Annotated in this window: 24 protein-coding genes; 18 read left to right on the top strand and 6 right to left on the bottom strand. The window is 76.0% G+C overall.

Annotated elements, in window-relative coordinates; translation table 11 throughout:
• The first annotated feature begins 6 nt into the window (after nucleotides 1–6).
• The 3 genes from ACH4SE_RS28815 to ACH4SE_RS28805 all read left to right on the top strand — a co-directional run bounded on the left by ACH4SE_RS28815 (nucleotide 7) and on the right by ACH4SE_RS28805 (nucleotide 2,491).
• Complete coding sequence (locus ACH4SE_RS28815; RefSeq protein ID WP_398546425.1) at nucleotides 7–480, top strand: SRPBCC family protein; 474 nt, start codon at nucleotides 7–9, stop codon at nucleotides 478–480.
• Entirely contained in the window at nucleotides 473–2,074 is a 1,602-nt protein-coding gene (locus ACH4SE_RS28810; RefSeq protein ID WP_398546424.1) for a phytoene desaturase family protein, read from the top strand. The genes ACH4SE_RS28815 and ACH4SE_RS28810 overlap by 8 nt, the downstream gene beginning before the upstream one ends.
• A gap of 108 nt (nucleotides 2,075–2,182) precedes the next feature.
• Nucleotides 2,183–2,491 carry a hypothetical protein gene (locus ACH4SE_RS28805; RefSeq protein WP_398546423.1) on the top strand — a complete coding sequence of 103 codons (309 nt, stop codon included), beginning with the start codon at nucleotides 2,183–2,185 and terminating at the stop codon, nucleotides 2,489–2,491.
• A 27-nt stretch (nucleotides 2,492–2,518) separates the two neighbouring features.
• On the opposite strand, the gene ACH4SE_RS28800 is transcribed toward ACH4SE_RS28805, so the two are convergent.
• The gene (locus ACH4SE_RS28800; protein WP_398546422.1) at nucleotides 2,519–2,686 is read right to left on the bottom strand and encodes a hydrophobic protein; all 168 of its coding nucleotides are present in this window, start codon (nucleotides 2,684–2,686) and stop codon (nucleotides 2,519–2,521) included.
• 192 nt (nucleotides 2,687–2,878) lie between these two features.
• Between ACH4SE_RS28800 and ACH4SE_RS28795 the strand changes: the two genes are divergently transcribed.
• From ACH4SE_RS28795 to ACH4SE_RS28740, 12 genes are all read left to right on the top strand, one after another.
• A complete protein-coding gene (locus tag ACH4SE_RS28795) occupies nucleotides 2,879–3,814 on the top strand; it encodes a Rieske 2Fe-2S domain-containing protein (protein ID WP_398546421.1) in 936 nt (311 codons plus the stop codon).
• A gap of 93 nt (nucleotides 3,815–3,907) precedes the next feature.
• Nucleotides 3,908–4,711: a SpoIIE family protein phosphatase gene (locus tag ACH4SE_RS28790; protein ID WP_398546420.1), complete on the top strand. Its 804-nt coding sequence runs from the start codon at nucleotides 3,908–3,910 to the stop codon at nucleotides 4,709–4,711.
• Entirely contained in the window at nucleotides 4,681–4,911 is a 231-nt protein-coding gene (gene gvpO / locus ACH4SE_RS28785; RefSeq protein ID WP_398546667.1) for a gas vesicle protein GvpO, read from the top strand. The genes ACH4SE_RS28790 and gvpO overlap by 31 nt, the downstream gene beginning before the upstream one ends.
• A 55-nt stretch (nucleotides 4,912–4,966) precedes the next feature.
• Nucleotides 4,967–5,461, top strand: a complete 495-nt coding sequence (gene gvpJ, locus ACH4SE_RS28780; protein WP_398546419.1) for a gas vesicle protein GvpJ — start codon at nucleotides 4,967–4,969, stop codon at nucleotides 5,459–5,461.
• A 6-nt stretch (nucleotides 5,462–5,467) separates the two neighbouring features.
• The gene (locus ACH4SE_RS28775; RefSeq protein ID WP_398546418.1) at nucleotides 5,468–6,196 is read left to right on the top strand and encodes a GvpL/GvpF family gas vesicle protein; all 729 of its coding nucleotides are present in this window, start codon (nucleotides 5,468–5,470) and stop codon (nucleotides 6,194–6,196) included.
• 1 nt (nucleotide 6,197) lies between these two features.
• A complete protein-coding gene (locus ACH4SE_RS28770) occupies nucleotides 6,198–6,437 on the top strand; it encodes a gas vesicle protein GvpG (RefSeq protein ID WP_398546417.1) in 240 nt (79 codons plus the stop codon).
• Nucleotides 6,438–6,476: 39 nt separating this feature from the next.
• Nucleotides 6,477–7,121: a hypothetical protein gene (locus ACH4SE_RS28765; protein WP_398546416.1), complete on the top strand. Its 645-nt coding sequence runs from the start codon at nucleotides 6,477–6,479 to the stop codon at nucleotides 7,119–7,121.
• 6 nt (nucleotides 7,122–7,127) lie between these two features.
• The gene (locus ACH4SE_RS28760) at nucleotides 7,128–8,240 is read left to right on the top strand and encodes an SRPBCC family protein (RefSeq protein ID WP_398546415.1); all 1,113 of its coding nucleotides are present in this window, start codon (nucleotides 7,128–7,130) and stop codon (nucleotides 8,238–8,240) included.
• Complete coding sequence (locus ACH4SE_RS28755; protein WP_398546414.1) at nucleotides 8,237–8,602, top strand: gas vesicle protein; 366 nt, start codon at nucleotides 8,237–8,239, stop codon at nucleotides 8,600–8,602. The genes ACH4SE_RS28760 and ACH4SE_RS28755 overlap by 4 nt, the downstream gene beginning before the upstream one ends.
• Nucleotides 8,599–9,441, top strand: coding sequence for a GvpL/GvpF family gas vesicle protein (locus tag ACH4SE_RS28750; protein ID WP_398546413.1), 843 nt, complete (start codon nucleotides 8,599–8,601; stop codon nucleotides 9,439–9,441). The genes ACH4SE_RS28755 and ACH4SE_RS28750 overlap by 4 nt, the downstream gene beginning before the upstream one ends.
• Complete coding sequence (locus ACH4SE_RS28745; protein ID WP_398546412.1) at nucleotides 9,438–9,668, top strand: gas vesicle protein; 231 nt, start codon at nucleotides 9,438–9,440, stop codon at nucleotides 9,666–9,668. The genes ACH4SE_RS28750 and ACH4SE_RS28745 overlap by 4 nt, the downstream gene beginning before the upstream one ends.
• Entirely contained in the window at nucleotides 9,665–9,946 is a 282-nt protein-coding gene (locus ACH4SE_RS28740) for a gas vesicle protein K (protein ID WP_398546411.1), read from the top strand. The genes ACH4SE_RS28745 and ACH4SE_RS28740 overlap by 4 nt, the downstream gene beginning before the upstream one ends.
• 8 nt (nucleotides 9,947–9,954) lie before the next feature.
• On the opposite strand, the gene ACH4SE_RS28735 is transcribed toward ACH4SE_RS28740, so the two are convergent.
• Complete coding sequence (locus tag ACH4SE_RS28735) at nucleotides 9,955–10,356, bottom strand: hypothetical protein (RefSeq protein WP_398546666.1); 402 nt, start codon at nucleotides 10,354–10,356, stop codon at nucleotides 9,955–9,957.
• Nucleotides 10,357–10,439: 83 nt separating this feature from the next.
• On the opposite strand from ACH4SE_RS28735, the gene ACH4SE_RS28730 reads away from it, so the two are divergent.
• Nucleotides 10,440–10,919: an NUDIX hydrolase gene (locus ACH4SE_RS28730; protein WP_398546410.1), complete on the top strand. Its 480-nt coding sequence runs from the start codon at nucleotides 10,440–10,442 to the stop codon at nucleotides 10,917–10,919.
• Between the two features lie 120 nt (nucleotides 10,920–11,039).
• Nucleotides 11,040–11,858 (top strand): phosphotransferase family protein, encoded by an 819-nt coding sequence (locus ACH4SE_RS28725; RefSeq protein WP_398546409.1) that lies wholly within the window; start codon nucleotides 11,040–11,042, stop codon nucleotides 11,856–11,858.
• 130 nt (nucleotides 11,859–11,988) lie between these two features.
• Here the strand turns inward: ACH4SE_RS28725 and ACH4SE_RS28720 are convergent, their stop codons facing one another.
• Nucleotides 11,989–12,327: a YciI family protein gene (locus ACH4SE_RS28720; protein ID WP_398546408.1), complete on the bottom strand. Its 339-nt coding sequence runs from the start codon at nucleotides 12,325–12,327 to the stop codon at nucleotides 11,989–11,991.
• 276 nt (nucleotides 12,328–12,603) lie between these two features.
• On the opposite strand from ACH4SE_RS28720, the gene ACH4SE_RS28715 reads away from it, so the two are divergent.
• Nucleotides 12,604–14,076: a glycoside hydrolase family 76 protein gene (locus ACH4SE_RS28715; protein ID WP_398546407.1), complete on the top strand. Its 1,473-nt coding sequence runs from the start codon at nucleotides 12,604–12,606 to the stop codon at nucleotides 14,074–14,076.
• A gap of 64 nt (nucleotides 14,077–14,140) precedes the next feature.
• Here ACH4SE_RS28715 and ACH4SE_RS28710 read toward each other — a convergent pair whose 3' ends face one another.
• The 3 genes from ACH4SE_RS28710 to ACH4SE_RS28700 all read right to left on the bottom strand — a co-directional run bounded on the left by ACH4SE_RS28710 (nucleotide 14,141) and on the right by ACH4SE_RS28700 (nucleotide 17,635).
• The gene (locus tag ACH4SE_RS28710) at nucleotides 14,141–15,184 is read right to left on the bottom strand and encodes a NosD domain-containing protein (protein ID WP_398546406.1); all 1,044 of its coding nucleotides are present in this window, start codon (nucleotides 15,182–15,184) and stop codon (nucleotides 14,141–14,143) included.
• Nucleotides 15,185–15,390: 206 nt separating this feature from the next.
• On the bottom strand, nucleotides 15,391–16,440 hold the full coding sequence (locus ACH4SE_RS28705; protein WP_398546405.1) for a mechanosensitive ion channel family protein: 1,050 nt from the start codon (nucleotides 16,438–16,440) through the stop codon (nucleotides 15,391–15,393).
• Between the two features lie 145 nt (nucleotides 16,441–16,585).
• Nucleotides 16,586–17,635, bottom strand: a complete 1,050-nt coding sequence (locus ACH4SE_RS28700; RefSeq protein ID WP_398546404.1) for a zinc-binding alcohol dehydrogenase family protein — start codon at nucleotides 17,633–17,635, stop codon at nucleotides 16,586–16,588.
• Nucleotides 17,636–17,707: the final 72 nt, after the last annotated feature.

The following is a 17,707-nucleotide window of genomic DNA, read 5'->3' as shown; positions in this document are numbered from 1 at the left end:
CCGCACATGGCCGTACGCCACCAACTCGTCAGGCGCCCCCGCGAGGACGTGTGGGAGGTGCTCGCCGACCGGGACGCCTACGCCGACTGGGTCGCCGGGACGTCCGCGTCCCACGGCGGCAGCGGCGACTGGCCCCGGGAGGGCGCGAGCCTGGAGTACGACGTCAAGCTCGGGCCCTGGTCGCTGACCGGCAGCACGGTGGTCCGCGAGGAGCACCGGCCGTCGCGGCTCGCGCTGGAGATCGACAGCGGCGCCCTCGGCACCGCGCGCGTCGACATCGAGGTCCGCCCGTGGGGCGGCGACAGCCTGGTCATCCTGGACGAGCACCCGCTGACCGGCTTCGGCGGCGGCGCCCACAACGGGGCTCTGGACGCGGTGCTCCACCTGCGGCACCGCCGCATGCTGGCGCGCCTCGCGCAGGTCGTCGAAGGCAGGGCGCGCAAGGCGCCGGGAGACGGGGACGGCGGCCCCCGTGCCTGACGCCGTGGTCATCGGCGCCGGGCCCAACGGCCTGGTCGCCGCGAACGTGCTGGCCGACGCGGGCTGGAGCGTGGAGGTCCTGGAGGCGCAGGACGAGCCGGGCGGCGCGGTCCGCAGCGACCGGGGCGTGGACCCCGGCTTCGTCAGCGACGTCTTCAGCGCCTTCTATCCCATGGCCGCTGCCTCGCCCGCCCTGCACGCACTGGAACTGGAGAAGGAGGGGCTGCGCTGGAGCCACGCGCCCGCCGTCCTCGCCCACCCCCTCCCCGACGGACGGTGCGCGGTCCTGTCCCGCGACCCGGACGCCACCGCGGGAAGCGTCGGCTCCTTCGCCGCCGGCGACGGCGAGGCCTGGCACGAGTGGTACGCCCTCTGGCAGCGCGTCGGCGGTCCCCTGCTCGACTCCCTCTTCACCCCCTTCCCGCCGCTGCGGGCCGGAGCCCGGCTGGCGGCGCGGCTGCGGGCGGCCGGCGGGCTGCGCTTCGCGCGGATGATGCTGCTGCCCGCCCGCCGGCTGGCCGAGGAGCAGTTCGCGGGGGAGGGCGGCCGGCTGCTGCTCGCGGGCAACGCCCTGCACGCCGACCTCGCACCCGAGAGCGCGGGCGGCGGGGCCTTCGGCTGGCTGATGTCGATGCTCGCCCAGGACGTCGGCTTCCCCGTACCCGTCGGCGGCGCGGGCGCGCTCTCCGCCGCGCTGGCCGCCCGGCTGGAGCGGCGCGGGGGCACGGTCCGCTGCGGCGAGCGCGTCACCGGCGTCGTGGTGCGCTCCGGACGCGCGGTGGCGGTGCGCACGGCCCGCGGCGAGGCGGTGCCCGCCCGGCGCGCGGTGCTGGCCGCGGTGCCGGCGCCGCTGCTGTACGGGAGCATGCTGCGCCCGGCGGACCTGCCCGCCGGACTGCTGCGCCTGCTGCGGAAGTTCCAGTGGGACCTCTCGACCTTCAAGGTCGACTGGGCGCTCGGCGGACCGGTGCCCTGGACGGCCGTGCCCGCGCGCGGCGCGGGCACGCTCCACCTCGCCGACGGCGTGGACGACCTGACGCGCTTCGCGGCCCAGCTGGCCACCCGCCGCGTGCCGGACCACCCCTTCGCCCTCTTCGGCCAGATGACCACCGCCGACCCGACCCGCTCGCCGCCCGGCACCGAGTCCGCGTGGGCGTACACGCACCTACCGCAGAACGTCGCGGGGGACGCGGGCGGGGACGGCATCACCGGCCGCTGGGACGAGCGCGAGCAGAACGCGATGGCCGACCGGATCGAGCGCCACGTCGAGCGCTACGCACCGGGCTTCCGCGCCCTCGTCCGCGCCCGCCGGATCCTGGCGCCGCCGACGCTCCAGCACCTGGACGCCTCCCTGCAGGGCGGTGCCGTCAACGGCGGCACCACCGCGCTCCACCAGCAGCTGGTCTTCCGCCCCGTCCCCGGCCTGGGCCGCCCGGAGACACCCGTCCGCGGCCTCTTCCTGGCCTCGTCCTCGGCCCATCCCGGCGGCGCGGTACACGGCGCCCCCGGAGCGAACGCCGCCCGCGCGGCCCTGGCGCGGCCACCGGTGAACGCCCTCGTGAGCCGGGCCCAGCGCCGCCTCGCGGACGGATGACCGGCACTTTTCTGCTCCGGCGCCCAGCGAGTACCCGGAACGCTCATGCGCCCAGCGGGTACCCGGAACCGGAGAGCCGGGGACCCACGACCGCGGAGGAGATCCGGCATGCCCACCACCGTCACCACCGCTGCGGAGGGATCCGGGCCCTCCACCGTCCCGCCCTCCCGTGCGGCCCCGCCGCCGCCACCGGTGAACGGGGAGGAGGGCGTGCCGGGCACGGATCGCTCCGGCGGCACGCACCTGACCCCCCACCTCCCGCCGCGGGTGGGCAACCCCGACCTCGCGGGCCAGGGCGGCCCGCGCCCGGAGGAGGACCGCGGCGGACGCGGTGACCCCGCCGCCCGCGACCCCGCGGCCGCACGGCCGCGGGCCGGGCGCGGGCACAGGAAGGCCCCGCGGCACCCCGTCCGGTGACGGGAGCGCGGGGCCCTCTGACAAAGGTCACCATCGATACCAGCGGCGGCGTCCGCCGCCTTCGGCGGCCCGGAAGACGAAACCGAGCAGCCAGACGACGAGGACCACGGCGGCGACCCACCACAGGACCTTCAGGGCGAAGCCGAGCCCGAAGAGAACCACGGCCAGCAACAGGACGAGAAGCAATGCAGCCATTGTTAACACCTCCGCCGGGCCGTCTGCCCCGCCTCACGCCGTCGATGCCCTCGGCGTCGCAACTTCCCCGGACGGCCGCATCCCGGTGTTTCACCCGGTCGGCGGGCGGTGCCACGAGGGCGGCGGCGGTGGACGGGCCGCCGCGGCGGTCGTGTGCGACGGTCGGAGCGGACAGCCGGAAAGGGGCGACCGATGAAGCTCGGGAAGGCGACGACGGCGGCGGAGCTGCTCCGCCGCGCACTGCCGGATCCGGAGGGCCCCGGACGGGTGCTCGCGCTGATGGGCCGTGTCGAGCGGGCCGAGGTGCTGGACGGGCCCGCCGGGATACTGCGGCGCGTCGTGCGGTCGGTTCCGCTCGGTGGCTGCCGGGACGTGCTGCACGGCCGCTGGCTGGGCCATCCGCTGCACCCCGTCACAGTGCAGCTGCCGGTGGGCGCGTGGACGTCCGCGGCGCTGCTGGACTGCACGCCCGGCGGGCGGCGCCCCGCCGCGCTGCTCGTCGCGGTGGGACTGTGCGGCGCGGCCCCCGCCGCCGTGGCGGGCCTCGTCGACTGGGCCGAGCTGGAGCCCGAGCAGGCCCGGGTCGGACTGCTGCACGCCACGCTCAACTGCGTGGCCGTGGGCTGGTACGCGGCCTCGCTCGCCGCGCGCCTGTCCGGCCACCGGCTGCGCGGGCGGGCCTACGCCCTCGCCGGGCTGTGCTCGGTGGGGCTCGCCGCGGCCGCGGGCGGCCACATGGCCTACCGCCAGGCGTCGGGCGCCAACCACGCCGAGGCCGTGGCCCGCCGGGTGCCGCCCGGCTGGCACTCCGTCGGGCCGGTCGACGGCATCCCGCACGGGCGGCCCGTGCGTCGCACGGTGGGCGACGTGGCGCTCGCCGTGGTGTGCGACGGCGACGGGTCGTGGACCGCGCTCGCCGACCTGTGCAGCCACGACGGCGGCCCGCTGTCGGAGGGCCGCGTCGAGGACGGCTGCCTGCGCTGCCCCTGGCACGGCAGTGCCTTCCGGCTCAGCGACGGCTGGAACGCCGCGGGGCCGGCCACCGCGCCGCAGCCCGCCTTCGACACCCGGGTCAGGGACGGCGAACTGCACGTACGGCTGCGCACCCGGCCCCCCGGCGCCGACTGACACGGGTCCGCCGCCGGACCGGCGCATCGCGGCGGCGCCGCGGCCCGGCGCCGGCGGGGCCGGCACGGCACGGCACGAGAGCAGGTGCCGGACATGGACGACGGAACGGACCGCGCCCTCCGCGACGTGCTCGACCGGCCGGCGCTGCTGTCCGCGGCCACCACGGCACTGGCCGGCACGCTGGACGCGGACGCCGGGACGCGCCGCCTGGCCCGCACGCCGGTGCCGCGGCTGGCGGGCCGGTGCGTGGTGCACGCCGTCCCCGGCAGGACGGTCCGCGAGGTCGCGGTGGTGCACCGCGACCCCGCCCGGCCCGCCGACGCCGGCGTCGCCTCGCACGCGGTGGCCGTCCCCGCGCCCTCCGGCGACGGCCCACTTGCCCGCGCGCTGCGGGGCGAAGGTCCGCTGCTGCCGCCGCGGGCGGCGTTCCCGGCTCCCGCGGCGCCCGGCGTCAGCGTCGGGATCGACCCCACCGAGGACCGCACCCTGCTGCCCGCCGGCGCCATCCTGCTGCTCCACACCGACAGCCTCGTCGAGCGCCGCGGCGAGGTGCTCGACCGCGGCACGACCCGGCTGCGCCGCGAGGCCGCCTCCCGCGCGGGCGAGCCGGTGGACGCCCTCGTCGAGCACCTGCCGCGCGGCACGGGCGCCGACACCGACGACGACACCGCCCTGCTCGCCGTACGGGTGCCCTGGCCGTCCCGGCGCGCGGGCGGTGCCCCCCGGGTGGGCCACGTGCACATGCGGATCCCGCAGCACCCCCCGAGGCTGAGGGCATGGCAGAAGAACGCTCCCGGCCGCCCAAGGCCGCAGCCCGCCGCACCGGTACACGCACCGCATCCGTCAAGGGCGCGGAGGACGCCGCCCTGCGGGCCGCCGACAGCCTCAGCCGGCTGATCGGCCACGCCAGCGACGGCTGTTCGGGAGTCACCCCTGCCGACGACGGCTGGCGCGTGTGCGTGGACGTCGTGGAGGTTCCCCGCATCCCCGACACCACGAGCCTGCTGGCGACCTACGAGGTGGACCTCGACGGCGACGGCACGCTCCGTGCGTACCGCAGGGTGCGCCGTTACCGCCGCGGCGCCGCCGACCAGTGAGGCGACCGCCCCCGGCCCGACCCGAGACCCCGAGCCAAGGAAGAAGCGTGCCGTCATGACCGTCATCGCCGAAGACGTCGTCTGCGCCCCCCGCGCAGGCACCCTCTACGACGTCCTGGACCTCATCCTCGACCGTGGCATGGTCATCGACGTCTTCCTGCGGGTGTCCCTGGTCGGGATCGAGATCCTCAAGGTCGACGCCCGCATCGTGGTGGCCAGCGTCGACACCTACCTGCGCTTCGCCGAGATCTGCAACCGGCTCGACCTGGACCACGACTCCACGAGCCGGACCGTCCCGGAGCTCTTCGGCGGCGCGAGCGGGGCGATGACCCGGGCCGGCACCAAGAAGGCCGCGCACTCGGTGGGCGACAAGGTCAAGGACGCGCTCGGCATGGGGGACGGGCACGACGAGGACGGGGACGACGACGAGCGCGAGGACGAGCGCGAGGAGAGGGGCGGCGGCAAGAAGCGTGCCCGGTCCCGCACCGCCGCGCACAGCGGCTCGGGCAGCCGCAGCAGCCGCACCCGGCGCCGCGACGAGGAGGACTGACCACCCGTGAGCATCTACCTCTACGGAGTGACCCGCGCCGGCGTGCAGCTCCCGCCCGGCATCCGCGGCGTCGGCGACCCGCCCGGACGGGTGCGCACCATCCCCGCCGGGGACCTGGCCGCCGTCGTCGGCGCCGCCCCCGACGGGCTGCGCGCCCGCCGCCGGGACCTGAAGGCGCATCAGGACGTGCTGCTCGCGGTGGGCGCCGCCGGCCCGCTGCTGCCCACCCGCTTCGGTGTCGTGGCCGCCGACGAGGACGCCGTGACCGGGCGGCTGCTCGCCGACGCCGGCGGCTACGCGGCCGCCCTCGACCGGGTGGCGGGCCACTGCGAGGTGAACCTCAAGGCGTCACCGGTGGAGGACGGCCTCGCCGGCCTCCTGCGCGAGGACCCGCAGCTGCGCCGGCTCCGCCAGGAGACCCGGCAGCGCCCCGGCTACGACATGAGCGTCCGCCTCGGCGAGGCCGTCGTCGGCGGGCTGCGGCGCAGGGCCGCCGAGGCGGCACGGGAGGTCGCCGACGCGCTCGGCGCCCTCGCCGCCGAGGCGCAGCCGGGCCCCGAGGTGCCCGGGTGCGTGCTCAACGTCTCCTTCCTCGTCGCCGCGGAGCGCGCCGCCGCGTGCCGCGCCCTCTTCGACGGCATGGCGGAGCAGCTCGCCGACCGCGCAGAACTGCGGCTCACCGGCCCGCTGCCCTGCTACAGCTTCTCCGCGCTGCCCGCCCCCGCAGGTGCCTGACATGGGCCTGGTCTCGGGACTGCTGCTGCTCCCGCTCGCCCCCGCCCGCGGCGTCTGCTGGATCGCCGGCGTGATGCAGGACGCGGCGGTCTCCGAGCTGTACGACCCCGGGGTCCTGCGGTCCCGGCTGGCTGCTCTGCACCGCGCCTACGACGAGGGGGAGATCGACGAGGAGCGGTTCGAAGCGGAGGAGGAACGGCTGCTGGACCTGCTCGACCGGTCCGCCCCCGCGCGTCGGTAGACGCCTCACCCCCCCGAAAGTCCCGAAAGGTGCTCGCACATGAACAGCACATGCAGGACCGCCGTCGCCGCGGCGGTGGCGGGCGGGTACGTCCTCGGACGCACCCGGAAGGCGAAGGTGGCCTTCGCCGTCGGAACCTTCCTCGCCGGCCGCCGGTTCGGGCTCACGCCGACGGCGCTGGCCGCCGAAGGGCTGCGCCAGCTCCGCGAGAGCCCCCAGCTGGCCGGGCTGCGCGACCAGATCGGCGGCGACCTCCTCGCCGCCGCCCGCGCCGCCGCCTCGACCTCCGCCGACCGCCGGTTCGCCGCCTTCGCCGAGACGCTCCGGGACCGGGTGAAGGAGGACATCGCGGACGGCGGGCCGGAGGACGACGCCGGCGAGGAGGAGGACGAAAACGAGGCCGAGGCCGAGGACGAGGCCGAGGAGGAGGCCGAGGAGGAGCCGGAGCGCGAGGCCCCCCGCCACGGCTCCGGCCGTGAGCGCCGGAATCCCCCCGCCCAGCGCGCGGTGGACACCGCGAGGAAGCGCGCCGCCGCGGGGAGGCCCGGACCGTCGAAGAAGAGCGCGGCCAAGAAGACGGCGGCCAAGAAGACGGCGGCGAAGAAGACCGCGGCGAAGAAGACCGCGGCGAAGAAGACGGCGGCGAACCGGTCGCGGTCCACGGCGAGCCGGCAGGGGAGGTAACGGGAGATGGCCAGGCAGAAGGAGCAGGAGAAGGAGTCCGGCACCGGACTGGACAACCTGCGCGAGGAATTCCAGCACCTCCTGGGCGACTTGACGCAGGGCTGGATCGACAAGGCGAGCGGCAGGGTCGCCGATCTCACCGACCGGCTCAGCGACGTCGCCGAGGGCAACGGCGGTGGCGACGGCGGCGGCGGCATGCTCGGCATCGGCAGCCGCATGCTGCACGGCGACTCGCCGCTCAAGGCGGCGGTCGGGCAGAAGACGAAGGACGCCAAGGACAAGGTCGTCGGGAAGGTGAAGGACGTGGTCGGAGGCGGCGGCGGCGCGGGCAAGGGCGGCAACGTCAAGGCCGTCAACATCGTGGAGTCGCTGGACGTCGGGGTGGCGCGGCGCACGGCCTACGACCAGTGGACGCAGTTCGAGGACTTCAGCGACTTCATGAAGGGCGTCCGGGGCGTGTCCCAGGAGGACGACACCACGACCACCTGGCACGCCAAGATCGGCCCCTCCAGCCGCAGCTGGAAGGCGACCATCCAGGAGCAGATCCCCGACGAGCGGATCGTCTGGACCTCCGAGGGCGCCAAGGGCAGCACGACCGGCTGCGTGAGCTTCCACGAACTGGGCCCGAGCCTGACCCGGATCCTGGTCGTGGTCGAGTACAGCCCGGCCGGGTTCTTCGAGAAGACCGCCAACCTCTGGCGCGCCCAGGGCCGCCGCCTGCGCCTCGACCTGAAGCACTTCGGCCGTCACATCACCCTGCACGTGGACGAGGAGCTGGAGGGCTGGCGCGGCGAGGTCCGCGACGGCGAGGTCGTGCGCTCCCACGAGGAGGGCCTGGAGGACGACGAGGCCGAGGAAGGCGAGAACGGCGAGGAGGCGGAGGGCGCCGAGGACGCGGAGGGTGCCGAGGACGCGGAGGGTGCCGAGGACGCGGAGGGTGCCGAGGAGGACGAGGACTTCGACGAGGACGAGGACGTCTACGACGAGGACGAGGAGCCGGCCGACGACGAGGAGCCGGCCGACGAGTACGACGAGGACGAGGAGGACGGCGAGGAGGAGGACGAGGAGGACGAGGAGCCGGAGAAGGCGCCCCGGAGGCGCGGAGGCGGTCGCCGATGACCTCGCTCGGGTTGCCGGAGACGGCCGTCCCCTACGGCTACGACCCGACGCCGTCCACCTCGAACCTCGCCGACATCCTGGAACGCATCCTGGACAAGGGCATCGTGATCGCCGGGGACATCAAGATCGACCTCCTCGACATCGAGCTGCTCACCATCCGGCTGCGGCTGTTCATCTCCTCCGTCGAGACGGCCAGGAAGGCCGGGATCGACTGGTGGGAGACCGACCCGGCCCTCTCCTCCCGCGCCGCCGAGAACGCCCTCGCCCGGGAGAACCGGGAACTGCGCGACCGTCTCGCGGAGCTGGAGGGCGGCGGCCGGACGCGTACGCCCAAGCGCGACCGGGTGAAGGGGGAGGCATGATCCCGCCCCCGCCCCCGCCGGCCGATGCCGCCGTCACCGTCGCCTTCGCGGTGCGGCGGCGCGGTGCGGGCGGAGGGGCGCCGCAGGCACCGGGTCACGCGGGCGGTGGCCCGCTGCGGCTGCTGGCGCTCCCCGGCACCGGCCTCGCGGCCGTCGTCCAGTCGCTGCCCGCCGCCGGTTTCACCGAGGAGGCGCTGCGCAGCAGGCTCGCGGACGCCGGCGAACTCGAGAGCTGCGCCCGCGCCCACCACGCCGTGGTCACCGCGGCGGCCGCGCACGGCCCGGTCGTACCGCTGCCCCTGGCCACGCTGTTCACCGGCGACGGCAGTGCCGCCGCCGCCCTCGCGGTGCAGGAGGCGCGCTTCCTCGCGGCACTGGACCGGGTGACCGGGCGCGCGGAGTGGTCCGTCAAGGTGTACGTGGGCCAGGACGCCGCCGCCGGCGGCGGCGGCCCCGGGCCGGGCGGCGGGGGAGGGGGCGGCGCGGCCTACCTGGAGAGGGTGCGCGGCCGCGAGCGCGAGCGGCAGGCCCGGCAGGAGGCCGTCGGGCAGGTGGTCCGCCGCGTCCACGAGACCGCCGCCGCCTTCGCGGTGGCGGCGGTGCGCCGCACGCCGCACGGCCCCGCCGTCACCGGCCGGGAAAGGCGCCAGGTGCTCAACGGCGCCTACCTCGTCGAGGAGGGCAGGGCGGCGGACCTGGCCGCCGCCGTCCGGGCGCTCGCCGGTCCGCACGACGGCTTCGCGGTGCACGTCGACGTGTCGGGCCCGTGGGTGCCGTACTCCTTCACCGGCGAACCCGCGGCCGGCCCCGTCGACGGGACCCGGGAGCCCGCGCTGTGAACGCCGCCGACGACGTCGTCCCCTGGCTCGGTCCCGACAGCGGCGCGCCGCTCGGCGTGCCGCTCGTCGACCTGCTCGACCGGGTCCTCGCCACCGGCGTCGTCATCAGCGGCGACCTGGTCATCGCGATCGCCGACGTCCCGCTGGTGCGGCTCTCGCTGCACGCCCTGCTCGCCTCCGTCAGCGAGCGCGTTCCCGCCCCGTGGAGCGACGGAGGCCCGCTGTGACCGGCGCCCGGGTGGACCTCGATCCGGACAACGCCGCCCGCGACCTGGTGTCCCTCGTCCTCACCCTGGTCGAGCTGGTCCGCCAGCTCCTCGAACGCCAGGCGGTCCGCCGTCTCGACCGGGCCGAACTCACCCCGGAGCAGGAGGAGCGCCTCGGCACGGCCCTGATGCACCTGGACGGCGCGATGAACGACCTCTGCGCCCACCACGGCCTGCGCCGCGAGGACCTCAACCTCCACCTCGGCCCGCTCGGGCCGCTGCTGGCGGAGCCCTGGTAGGGCGAGGGCTACCGCCCCGCCGCCCCGCCGCCGAGGCGGTCCTCGACGTGGACGACGTGCAGCTCCGTGCCGTCGTCGTGCCGCTTCGAGCGCCCGAACAGGCCGACGGAGAACGTGCCGTGGTCGTCCAGCTCCTCCGGCGACACGTACGTCAGGACGTCCTGGTGACGACCCGTCACCACCCACCCGGGTGCGTCGGCGAGGTCGATGACGTCGAAGTCCGCCGCGGGCGTGCCGACGTGCACGGGGCCGAACTCCCGCAGGATCCCGGCCGCCTGCGCGGCGAGATCCCCCTCGGGCGCCGCGAGCACCACGCAGGTGCCGTGCTCGAAGAGCACCCAGGACCTGTGGGGGTCGCCGAGCAGGCGGCGCCAGACGCCGGCGAGTACGTCGGGGTTCACACCCGCCATCATGCCGCAGCCGCGGGCCGGTAGGCTCGCGGGATGACCGACCGAGCGCACGGCGCCGCCGACGGCCGCCCCACCGGGACGGCATGAGCGTACGCACCCGGGTCTCCGCCTATGCCGTCGCGCTGCGCGACGGCCGGCTGCTGCTGGCCCGGCTCGCCCCCGCCTCGCCCGTCTTCGCCCCGGGCCTGTGGCACCTGCCCGGCGGCGGCGTCGACCCGGGCGAGCAGCCGGTCGAGGCCCTCACCCGCGAACTCCACGAGGAGACCGGACTGCCCCTCACCCGGGCCCGCCTCCTCGACGCCCGCACCTACACGGCCGGCAGGCACGGCGTGGACTGGCACCTGACCGCGCTCTTCTACGCCGTCGAACTGGGCGGCGCCGCCCCGGAGGTCACCGAGACCGGCGGCAGCACCGAAGCGGCGGCCTGGATCCCGCTGGCGGACCTGCGCGAGCCGGACCTCTCCCCGCCCGCCGCCGACGCGGTACGGATGCTCGGCACCGGTGCCTCCCCGGCGCCCCCTCAGGTCCGTGCGCCCGCCGGCCCCGCTCCCGATGGGCTGTGAGAGCGGCGGGGCCTCCCGCCCGCGGGTGTTCCCCGGCGCCGCGCCGCCGCCCGGCCGGGAGGACCGCTGCCCGTCCGGTGGGTCGGGCGGCGGTCCGCGGGTACGGCGGGCGGCCCGCCCGTGACGTCCGGCCGCTGGAGCACCCACGGCATCGAGATCGCCGCGGACCGCGTGACGAAGCGCTTCCTGCCCGGCAGCCGCGAGCGGGCCGCACGCGAGTGGCGGGCGCTGACGCTGCTGTCGGCCCACGCCCCGGGGCTCGCGCCGGAGCCGCTCGCCGCCGAACTCGCCGCGGAGCGGCCCGTCGTGGTGATGTCCCGGCTGCCCGGCACCCCGCTGCGGGACGCCGCACCCGCGGCGGAGCAGCTCGACGCCCTCGCCGCGGCCCTGACCGCGCTGCACTCCGCCGTGCCGCCCGCGGTGCTGGACACGGTGCCGCCGCGGGCCGGCCGTCCCAGCGCGCTGCGGCCGTACCTCGACCGGTGGGCGGCCGAGGTGCGGCCGCGGGCCGCCGGCACCGTGCGCCGGGCCATGGAGGCGGGAGTGGGCTGGCTCGCCCGCTCGGGTCCGGACGACGCGGAGCGGGCGGGCGTGCCCGCCGTCCTCGGGCCCGGTGACGGCAACCTGGCCAACTACCTGTGGGACGGCTCCCGGGTCCGGGCCGTCGACTTCGAGGAGTCCGGCCGCAGCGACCGCGCCTTCGAACTCGCCGAGATCACCGAGCACGTGGGCGCCTGGGCCGGCCGGCCGCTGGACGTCCCGGGCCTGCTCGCCCGTCTCGACCTCACGCGCGCCGAGGCCGCCCGGCTGCGTGCGTGCCGCCGGCTGCTCGCCCTGGTGTGGCTCTTCCTGCTCGCCCAGGACGACCCGGCGAACCCCCGCAATCCGCCCGGCACCGCCGTGCGGCAGGCGGTCCGTGTGCTGGAGCTGCTGGGCTGAGGGTACGTCCCCGGGCGCGGACGGCGCCCGCGGGTGGCTGCGCGTGCCGTCGGAGGCGGCAGGCCGGCCGCGCGGACGCGCGCGGCGGCGGGGAGCCGGCGGCGAGGGCGGACCCGGCGTCCGCCGACGGTCAGATCTCCGGGTCGTCCATGATCTCCCGGACCTCCTGCGCGCAGCGGCACGAGGCGGCGATCCTGGCGGCCCAGCGCAGCGCCTCCTCGCGCGAGGGGACGTCGACGACCGAGAAGCCGCCGAGTACGGCCTTGGTCTCCGGGAACGGGCCCTCCCCGACCGTCCCGTCGGGGGCCACGACACTCGCGCGCTGCGTGTGCAGCCCTCCGCCGAAGACCCACACCCCCGCCTCCTGCGCCTCCCGCACCACGGCGTGCGCGGCCTCCGCCACCGCGGGCAGATCCTCCTCGGGGAAGTCCATCGCGCCGTCGTCGAACGAGATCAGATACCGCGTCATCCCTGGCTCCCTCGGCGTCGGTCCCTCCGCTGCGGTTCACCTTACGGCGGACAGCACCCCGGGGGACGGGCACACGCCCGACCTTCCCGGGGCACGGCGGCGGGCGGCGGAGTGGTACGTACCTTCCGGGCCCGATGCATTGACAGCGCCGGACGTTCGCAGTTCGCTGCCGGTGGCACCTGTTGCTTTCAGGACCCCCCTCCCCGTTGACAACGTTGTCTGCCGGACCGGAACCCGCGGCGGACGGACGGTGTCGACCAGACCTGGAAGGCCGTCATGCGCCTGCACCCCATGCGTTCCCCGCTGACCGCCCTGGCGGCGGCCCTCGCCGCGCTGCTGCTCGGCGCCCCGGGCGTCCGGGCGGCGAGTCCCGCCGTGTCCGCCGGCACGGCGGGCCTCGCCGCCGCCGTCTGCAACGCCTACTGCGACGCCCGCGACCCGGCACTGAGCCCCCAGGACCGGCAGCCCGTCACCGCGGGCATCTTCTCCCGCACCCTCACCCTGCACGTCGACGACGCCGACGCGATGGGCTGGGCGTCCGTCGACAACGGCAACCCCGGCGACGAGGTGTGGCTCGACCGGTCCTTCGACGGCGGGCGGACGTGGAGCTCGGGCAGCAAGCTCGGCGACACCACCGTCCCCGCGGGACAGCGCGGCCGGCGCACCCTCATGTACAACGTCGACGACTGGAACACCGAGGGCGTCGGTGCCCTGCGCGCGTGCGGCAAGGCCGGCGACCGCCCGGACATCGCCTGCACGCAGTGGGCGCGGACCACCTGGAACGCCTGGGACCGGCGGACGGCCGCCGCGACCGCGCTCATGACGTCCTTCGACCGCGGCACCAAGCTCTTCGGCGGCAACGGCTGGTGGACCGGCGCGAACGCGCTCACCGCGATCATCGACAACATCCGGGTGTCCGGCATGCCCAGCTACCGCTACGCGATCGCGGAGACGTACGACGCCAATATCGGCGCCCAGCAGGGCAACTTCACCAACGAGTACCTGGACGACACCGGCTGGTGGGGCCTGGCCTGGGTCGACGCCTACGACCTGACCGGCGACAGCCGCTACCTGGCCACCGCCCGGGCCGACGCCGACCACATGACGGCCTACTGGGACGGCACGTGCGGCGGCGGGGTGTGGTGGAGCCAGGCCCGGACGTACAAGAACGCCATCACCAACGAGCTCTACCTCCAGCTCACGGCGGCCCTGCACGACCGGATCGCCGGCGACACCGCCTACCTCGGCCGTGCCCAGGCCGAATGGGCCTGGTTCCGGGGCAGCGGGATGATCAACGGCGACCACATGGTCAACGACGGCCTCACGAGCGGTTGTGCCAACAACGGCCAGACCACCTGGACGTACAACCAGGGCGTGGTCCTCGGCGCGCTCACCGAACTCTCCCGCGCCACCGGAGACACGGGGCTGCTGGCCACGGCCCGCACCCTCGCCGACGCCTCCACCGTCCGGCTCGCGCAGGACGGGGTGCTGCGGGAGCCCGGCGAGGGCGACTCCTGCACCGGCGACGGCCCCAGCTTCAAGGGCGCCTACGTCCGGGGCCTGGGCAGGCTCGACGCGGCGCTTGCGGACCGTCCCTACAGCGGCGTGCTGAACACCTGGGCCGGCTCCGCCTACGCCCACGACCGCAACGCCCTCGACCAGTACGGCCCGCACTGGGCCGGGGGTGCGGGGAGCAGCGACTACGGCTGCCAGCAGAGCGTGCTGGACCTGCTGAACGCGGCCGGCTGACCGGCCTTCCGCTCCGGCCGGGCCCGGCTCGCCCGGCCGGAGCCGGACGCGCCGGGGCCGTGGGTCAGCCGACCGGGATGCCGGGGTTGACCAGGCCGTTGCCGCCGGTCACCGTGTTGTCCGCGGCGACGGTCACGGGACAGGTGGCGGCGTCGTAGTTCGTGACGTGGACGGCGTAGCGGTCCGGGCCGGTCGCGCCGGTCAGGTCCGAGGCGTTGCCGCGGAAGACGGTGCCGCAGCCCCAGCCGTCGTACTGGCTGTGCGTCTGGAAGCCGTCGTTCGTGGTGCGGCTGCCGCGGTTGCCGGTGACCGTGTAGCCGTTGCCCTTGACGTCCACCCACGAGTCGTCGTAATTGGCGCCCGTCAGCCCACTGCCGTCGAAGGTGTTGCCGGAGATCACACCGCCCGTGGTGCCCTCCTTGACGTCGACGTTCTCGCCGCCGATGTTCGGGCCGATGACGTTGTCGCTGATGCGCACGTGGTCGCTGGTGTCGGTCAGGGTGTTGGCGGTGCCGACGTAGACGCCCTCGCCCTTGCCGTCGCCCGCGGTGCCGGTGTCGTGGATGAAGGAGTTCTGCACCACGCCGTAGCTGCTGGAGGTGCGGAAGTGGACCCCCTCCATCGTGGTGCCGTACACCTGCACGCCGTCCACGGTCACGTGGTCGGAGGAGTCGATCATGATGCCCTTCTGGGCGTGCGTGAGCGTGACACCCCGGATCGTCCAGTACGGGGAGGAGGTCAGCTGGACGACGTTGCCGCCGCCGGTGGAGGTGGTCAGGACGGCGCCGCGCGAGCCGGTGAGGACGATGGGCGCGGCCGCGGTGCCCGCCGCGGCGATCTTGAAGTTGCCGGTGTAGGTGCCGTCCGCGAGGGAGATGGTCTGTCCGGGCCGCGCCGCGGCGAGCGCCGCCTTGAGCGACGTGCTGTCCGTCACCTGCACGAGCTGCCCGGCGGTGGGGGTTCCGGTGGGCGTCGCGGTGGCGGTCGGGGGCGCGGTGGTGCTCCCGGCGGAGCTGTCGGCGGCGGCGGCGCCCGGAAGCAGGGCGAGCGCCGCCGCGGTGAGGAGGGCGGCCGCGGCGGCGGCGGAGCGGCGTGGGGGGAGGGGCATGACGGGTGCCTCCAGGGGCGGTGGGGGGACACGGCCGCGGCCGTGCCCGTACCCGTGCGCCACGCCGCGGCGGCTGCGACAAGGGGATAGCGGCGCCCGCCCGGGCGCGTCAAGAGGCCGGGACGAGATGAGGACTAGACCAATCCGGCCCGGTGGTCCCCGCGTTCCGGCCGGTCCCGGGGTGCCCGCGCCGCGGCGCCCGCCCCTCAGTCGGTCATCGGCGCGCCGGGCGCCTCCGCCGTGCTGACCCGCGGCAGCGCGTACGGGTGCTCGTCCCGCAGCCACGCGACCAGCTGCTCGCGCACCACGCAGCGCAGGTCGAACAGGTCGCCCGCGTCCTTGGCGGTGAGCAGGGCGCGCAGCTGGAGGGTCGTCGGGGTGGTGTCGATCACCACCAGGTTCCACGCCCGGTGGTCCCACTCGGGGGCCTGCTCCAGGATCTCGTGCAGCCGCTTGCGCATGGCGTCGACGGGCGTCGCGTGGTCGACGTGGAAGAGGACCGTGCCCGTCATCCGCGGGTCGCCGCGCGTCCAGTTCTCGAACGGCCGGCCGGTGAAGTAGGACACCGGCATCGTGATGCGCCGCTCGTCCCACGTCCGCACGATGAGGTAGGTCAGGGTGATCTCCTCGACCGTCCCCCACTCGCCGTCCACCACGACGTTGTCGCCGATCCGCACCATGTCGCCGAAGGCGATCTGCAGGCCCGCGAAGAGGTTGCCCAGCGTGGACTGGGCGGCGACGCCCGCCACGATGCCGATGATGCCCGCGGACGCCAGCATCGAGGCACCGAGCGTGCGCATGGCCGGAAAGGTGAAGAGCATCGAGGCGACCGCGATCACGCCCACGGCGGCGGTGAACGCCCGCTGGATGAGCGTCGACTGGGTGCGCAGCCGGCTGATCTTCGCGACGTCCCGGGAGACGGCCGCGTAGCGCGCGTACGCCGAGTCCGTGACGGCGGTCGCGACCCGCACGGTGAGCCACGCCGTGGCGGCGATCAGCGTCAGCGTCAGCACCTCGCCGGTGGCCGTGACGCGTGGCCCGCGCAGCACGTGTGCGGCGCGGTAGCCGCCGCGCAGGATCGCCGCGCAGATGAGCACCTGGAGCGGCAGCCGGCAGCGCCGCAGCAGGTGCCACAGCGGCGTCTCGGGGTGCCGCGCGTCCACCGCGCACAGCGCTCTGTCCACGGCGTATCCCACGGCCAGCGTCACCCCCAGCGCCGTCCCCACCACCAGCACCGGTCGCAGTGCGCCTTCCATGCTCACTCCTGTCCCTCCACGTCGCCCCCGTCGTCCGACGGCACCCGGTACGCGTACCCGCCGGGCGCCGCCGAACCCTGTGAGGCGCGTCCCTTCGCGCTGCGTGCGCGCGCGGCAGCGGACCGGAGGCGGCACTCCGGAGGGCTCAGAGGGTGACGACGAGCTTGCGCGCCGACACCCCCGCCCGCAGGCGGCGCAGCGCGTCCGGGACGCGTTCGAGGCCGTGGCCGACGACCTCCGCGTCCGGCGCCGCCCGGTAGGCGCCCGAGGCGAGCGCGGCCGGCAGGAAGCCCGCGTAGATCGCCGGCCCGACCTCGTTGTCCCGGAGCGTGCCGCCCCAGATGCCGCTGACCCGGACACCGCGCAGCCGGGCGCGCCAGGCGGCGAGGCGTACGGCCGGCGCGGGCTGGGCCGCCGCGACCCGCCGGGCGCCCCCGGCGCGGGCGGCGATCGCGACGCACCTGCGCAGCGACCCGGCGCCGATCGCGAGGGCGCCGGCGAGCGGTTCGCCGCCGATCAGGTCCAGGACCTCCGCGACGGCGCCGCGGCCGCGCCGGTCGACCGTCCCGGCGGCGCCCAGCGACCGCAGGTAGCCGAAGTTGTGCGGGGACGCGGTGGCCAGGACGCGGTAGCCGGCGTTGCGGGCGAGCTGGACGGCGTTGCTCCCGACGCTCGTCGAGGCGCCCCACACGAGCACCGTCTCCCCGCGGTCGGCGGGGTCCGGGCCGGGCAGCGCCAGCCCGAGGTGGTCGGTCTGGAAGAGCCCGGTGGCGGCGGTCGACAGCCCCAGCGGCAGCACGGCCGCCTGCGCGAAGGGCAGGGTGTCGGGGATGCCGGCGACCATGTGCTCCAGCAGCACCGCGTAGTGCTGGAAGGCGCCCTCGGCCGCGCGGTTGCGCGTCCTGTCGACCCCGGCGGCGTGCCCGAGGACCCGGTCGCCCGGCCGCAGCCGCGTCACGCCCGGGCCGGTCGCGACGACCTCGCCCGCGACGTCGGAGCCGATGACGGCGGGGAAGTCCAGCCAGGGGAGGGCCACCCGGTAGAGGAGGCCGGGCAGCCCGTCCACCGGGTTCACCGCGACCGCCCGCACCCGGACGACGACCTCCCCCGCCCCGGGCGGCGTGCTGGGCGCGGGCCCCGTCTCGAAGGGCCTGCCGGGCCGGGGCAGCCACAGCGCGGTGTTGGGTTCGGTCATCGCGGGATCCTCTTCGCCGGCGGACGGTCCGGGTCCGGTGGCGGCCGGCGGCCGCGGACCCGCAGCGGCAGA

Source organism: Streptomyces sp. NPDC020983 (genome assembly GCF_044333485.1).
GTDB lineage: Bacteria > Actinomycetota > Actinomycetes > Streptomycetales > Streptomycetaceae > Actinacidiphila.
Note: the sequence above shows the minus strand (reverse complement) of the source record. Positions and strands in the feature narration are given on the sequence as shown.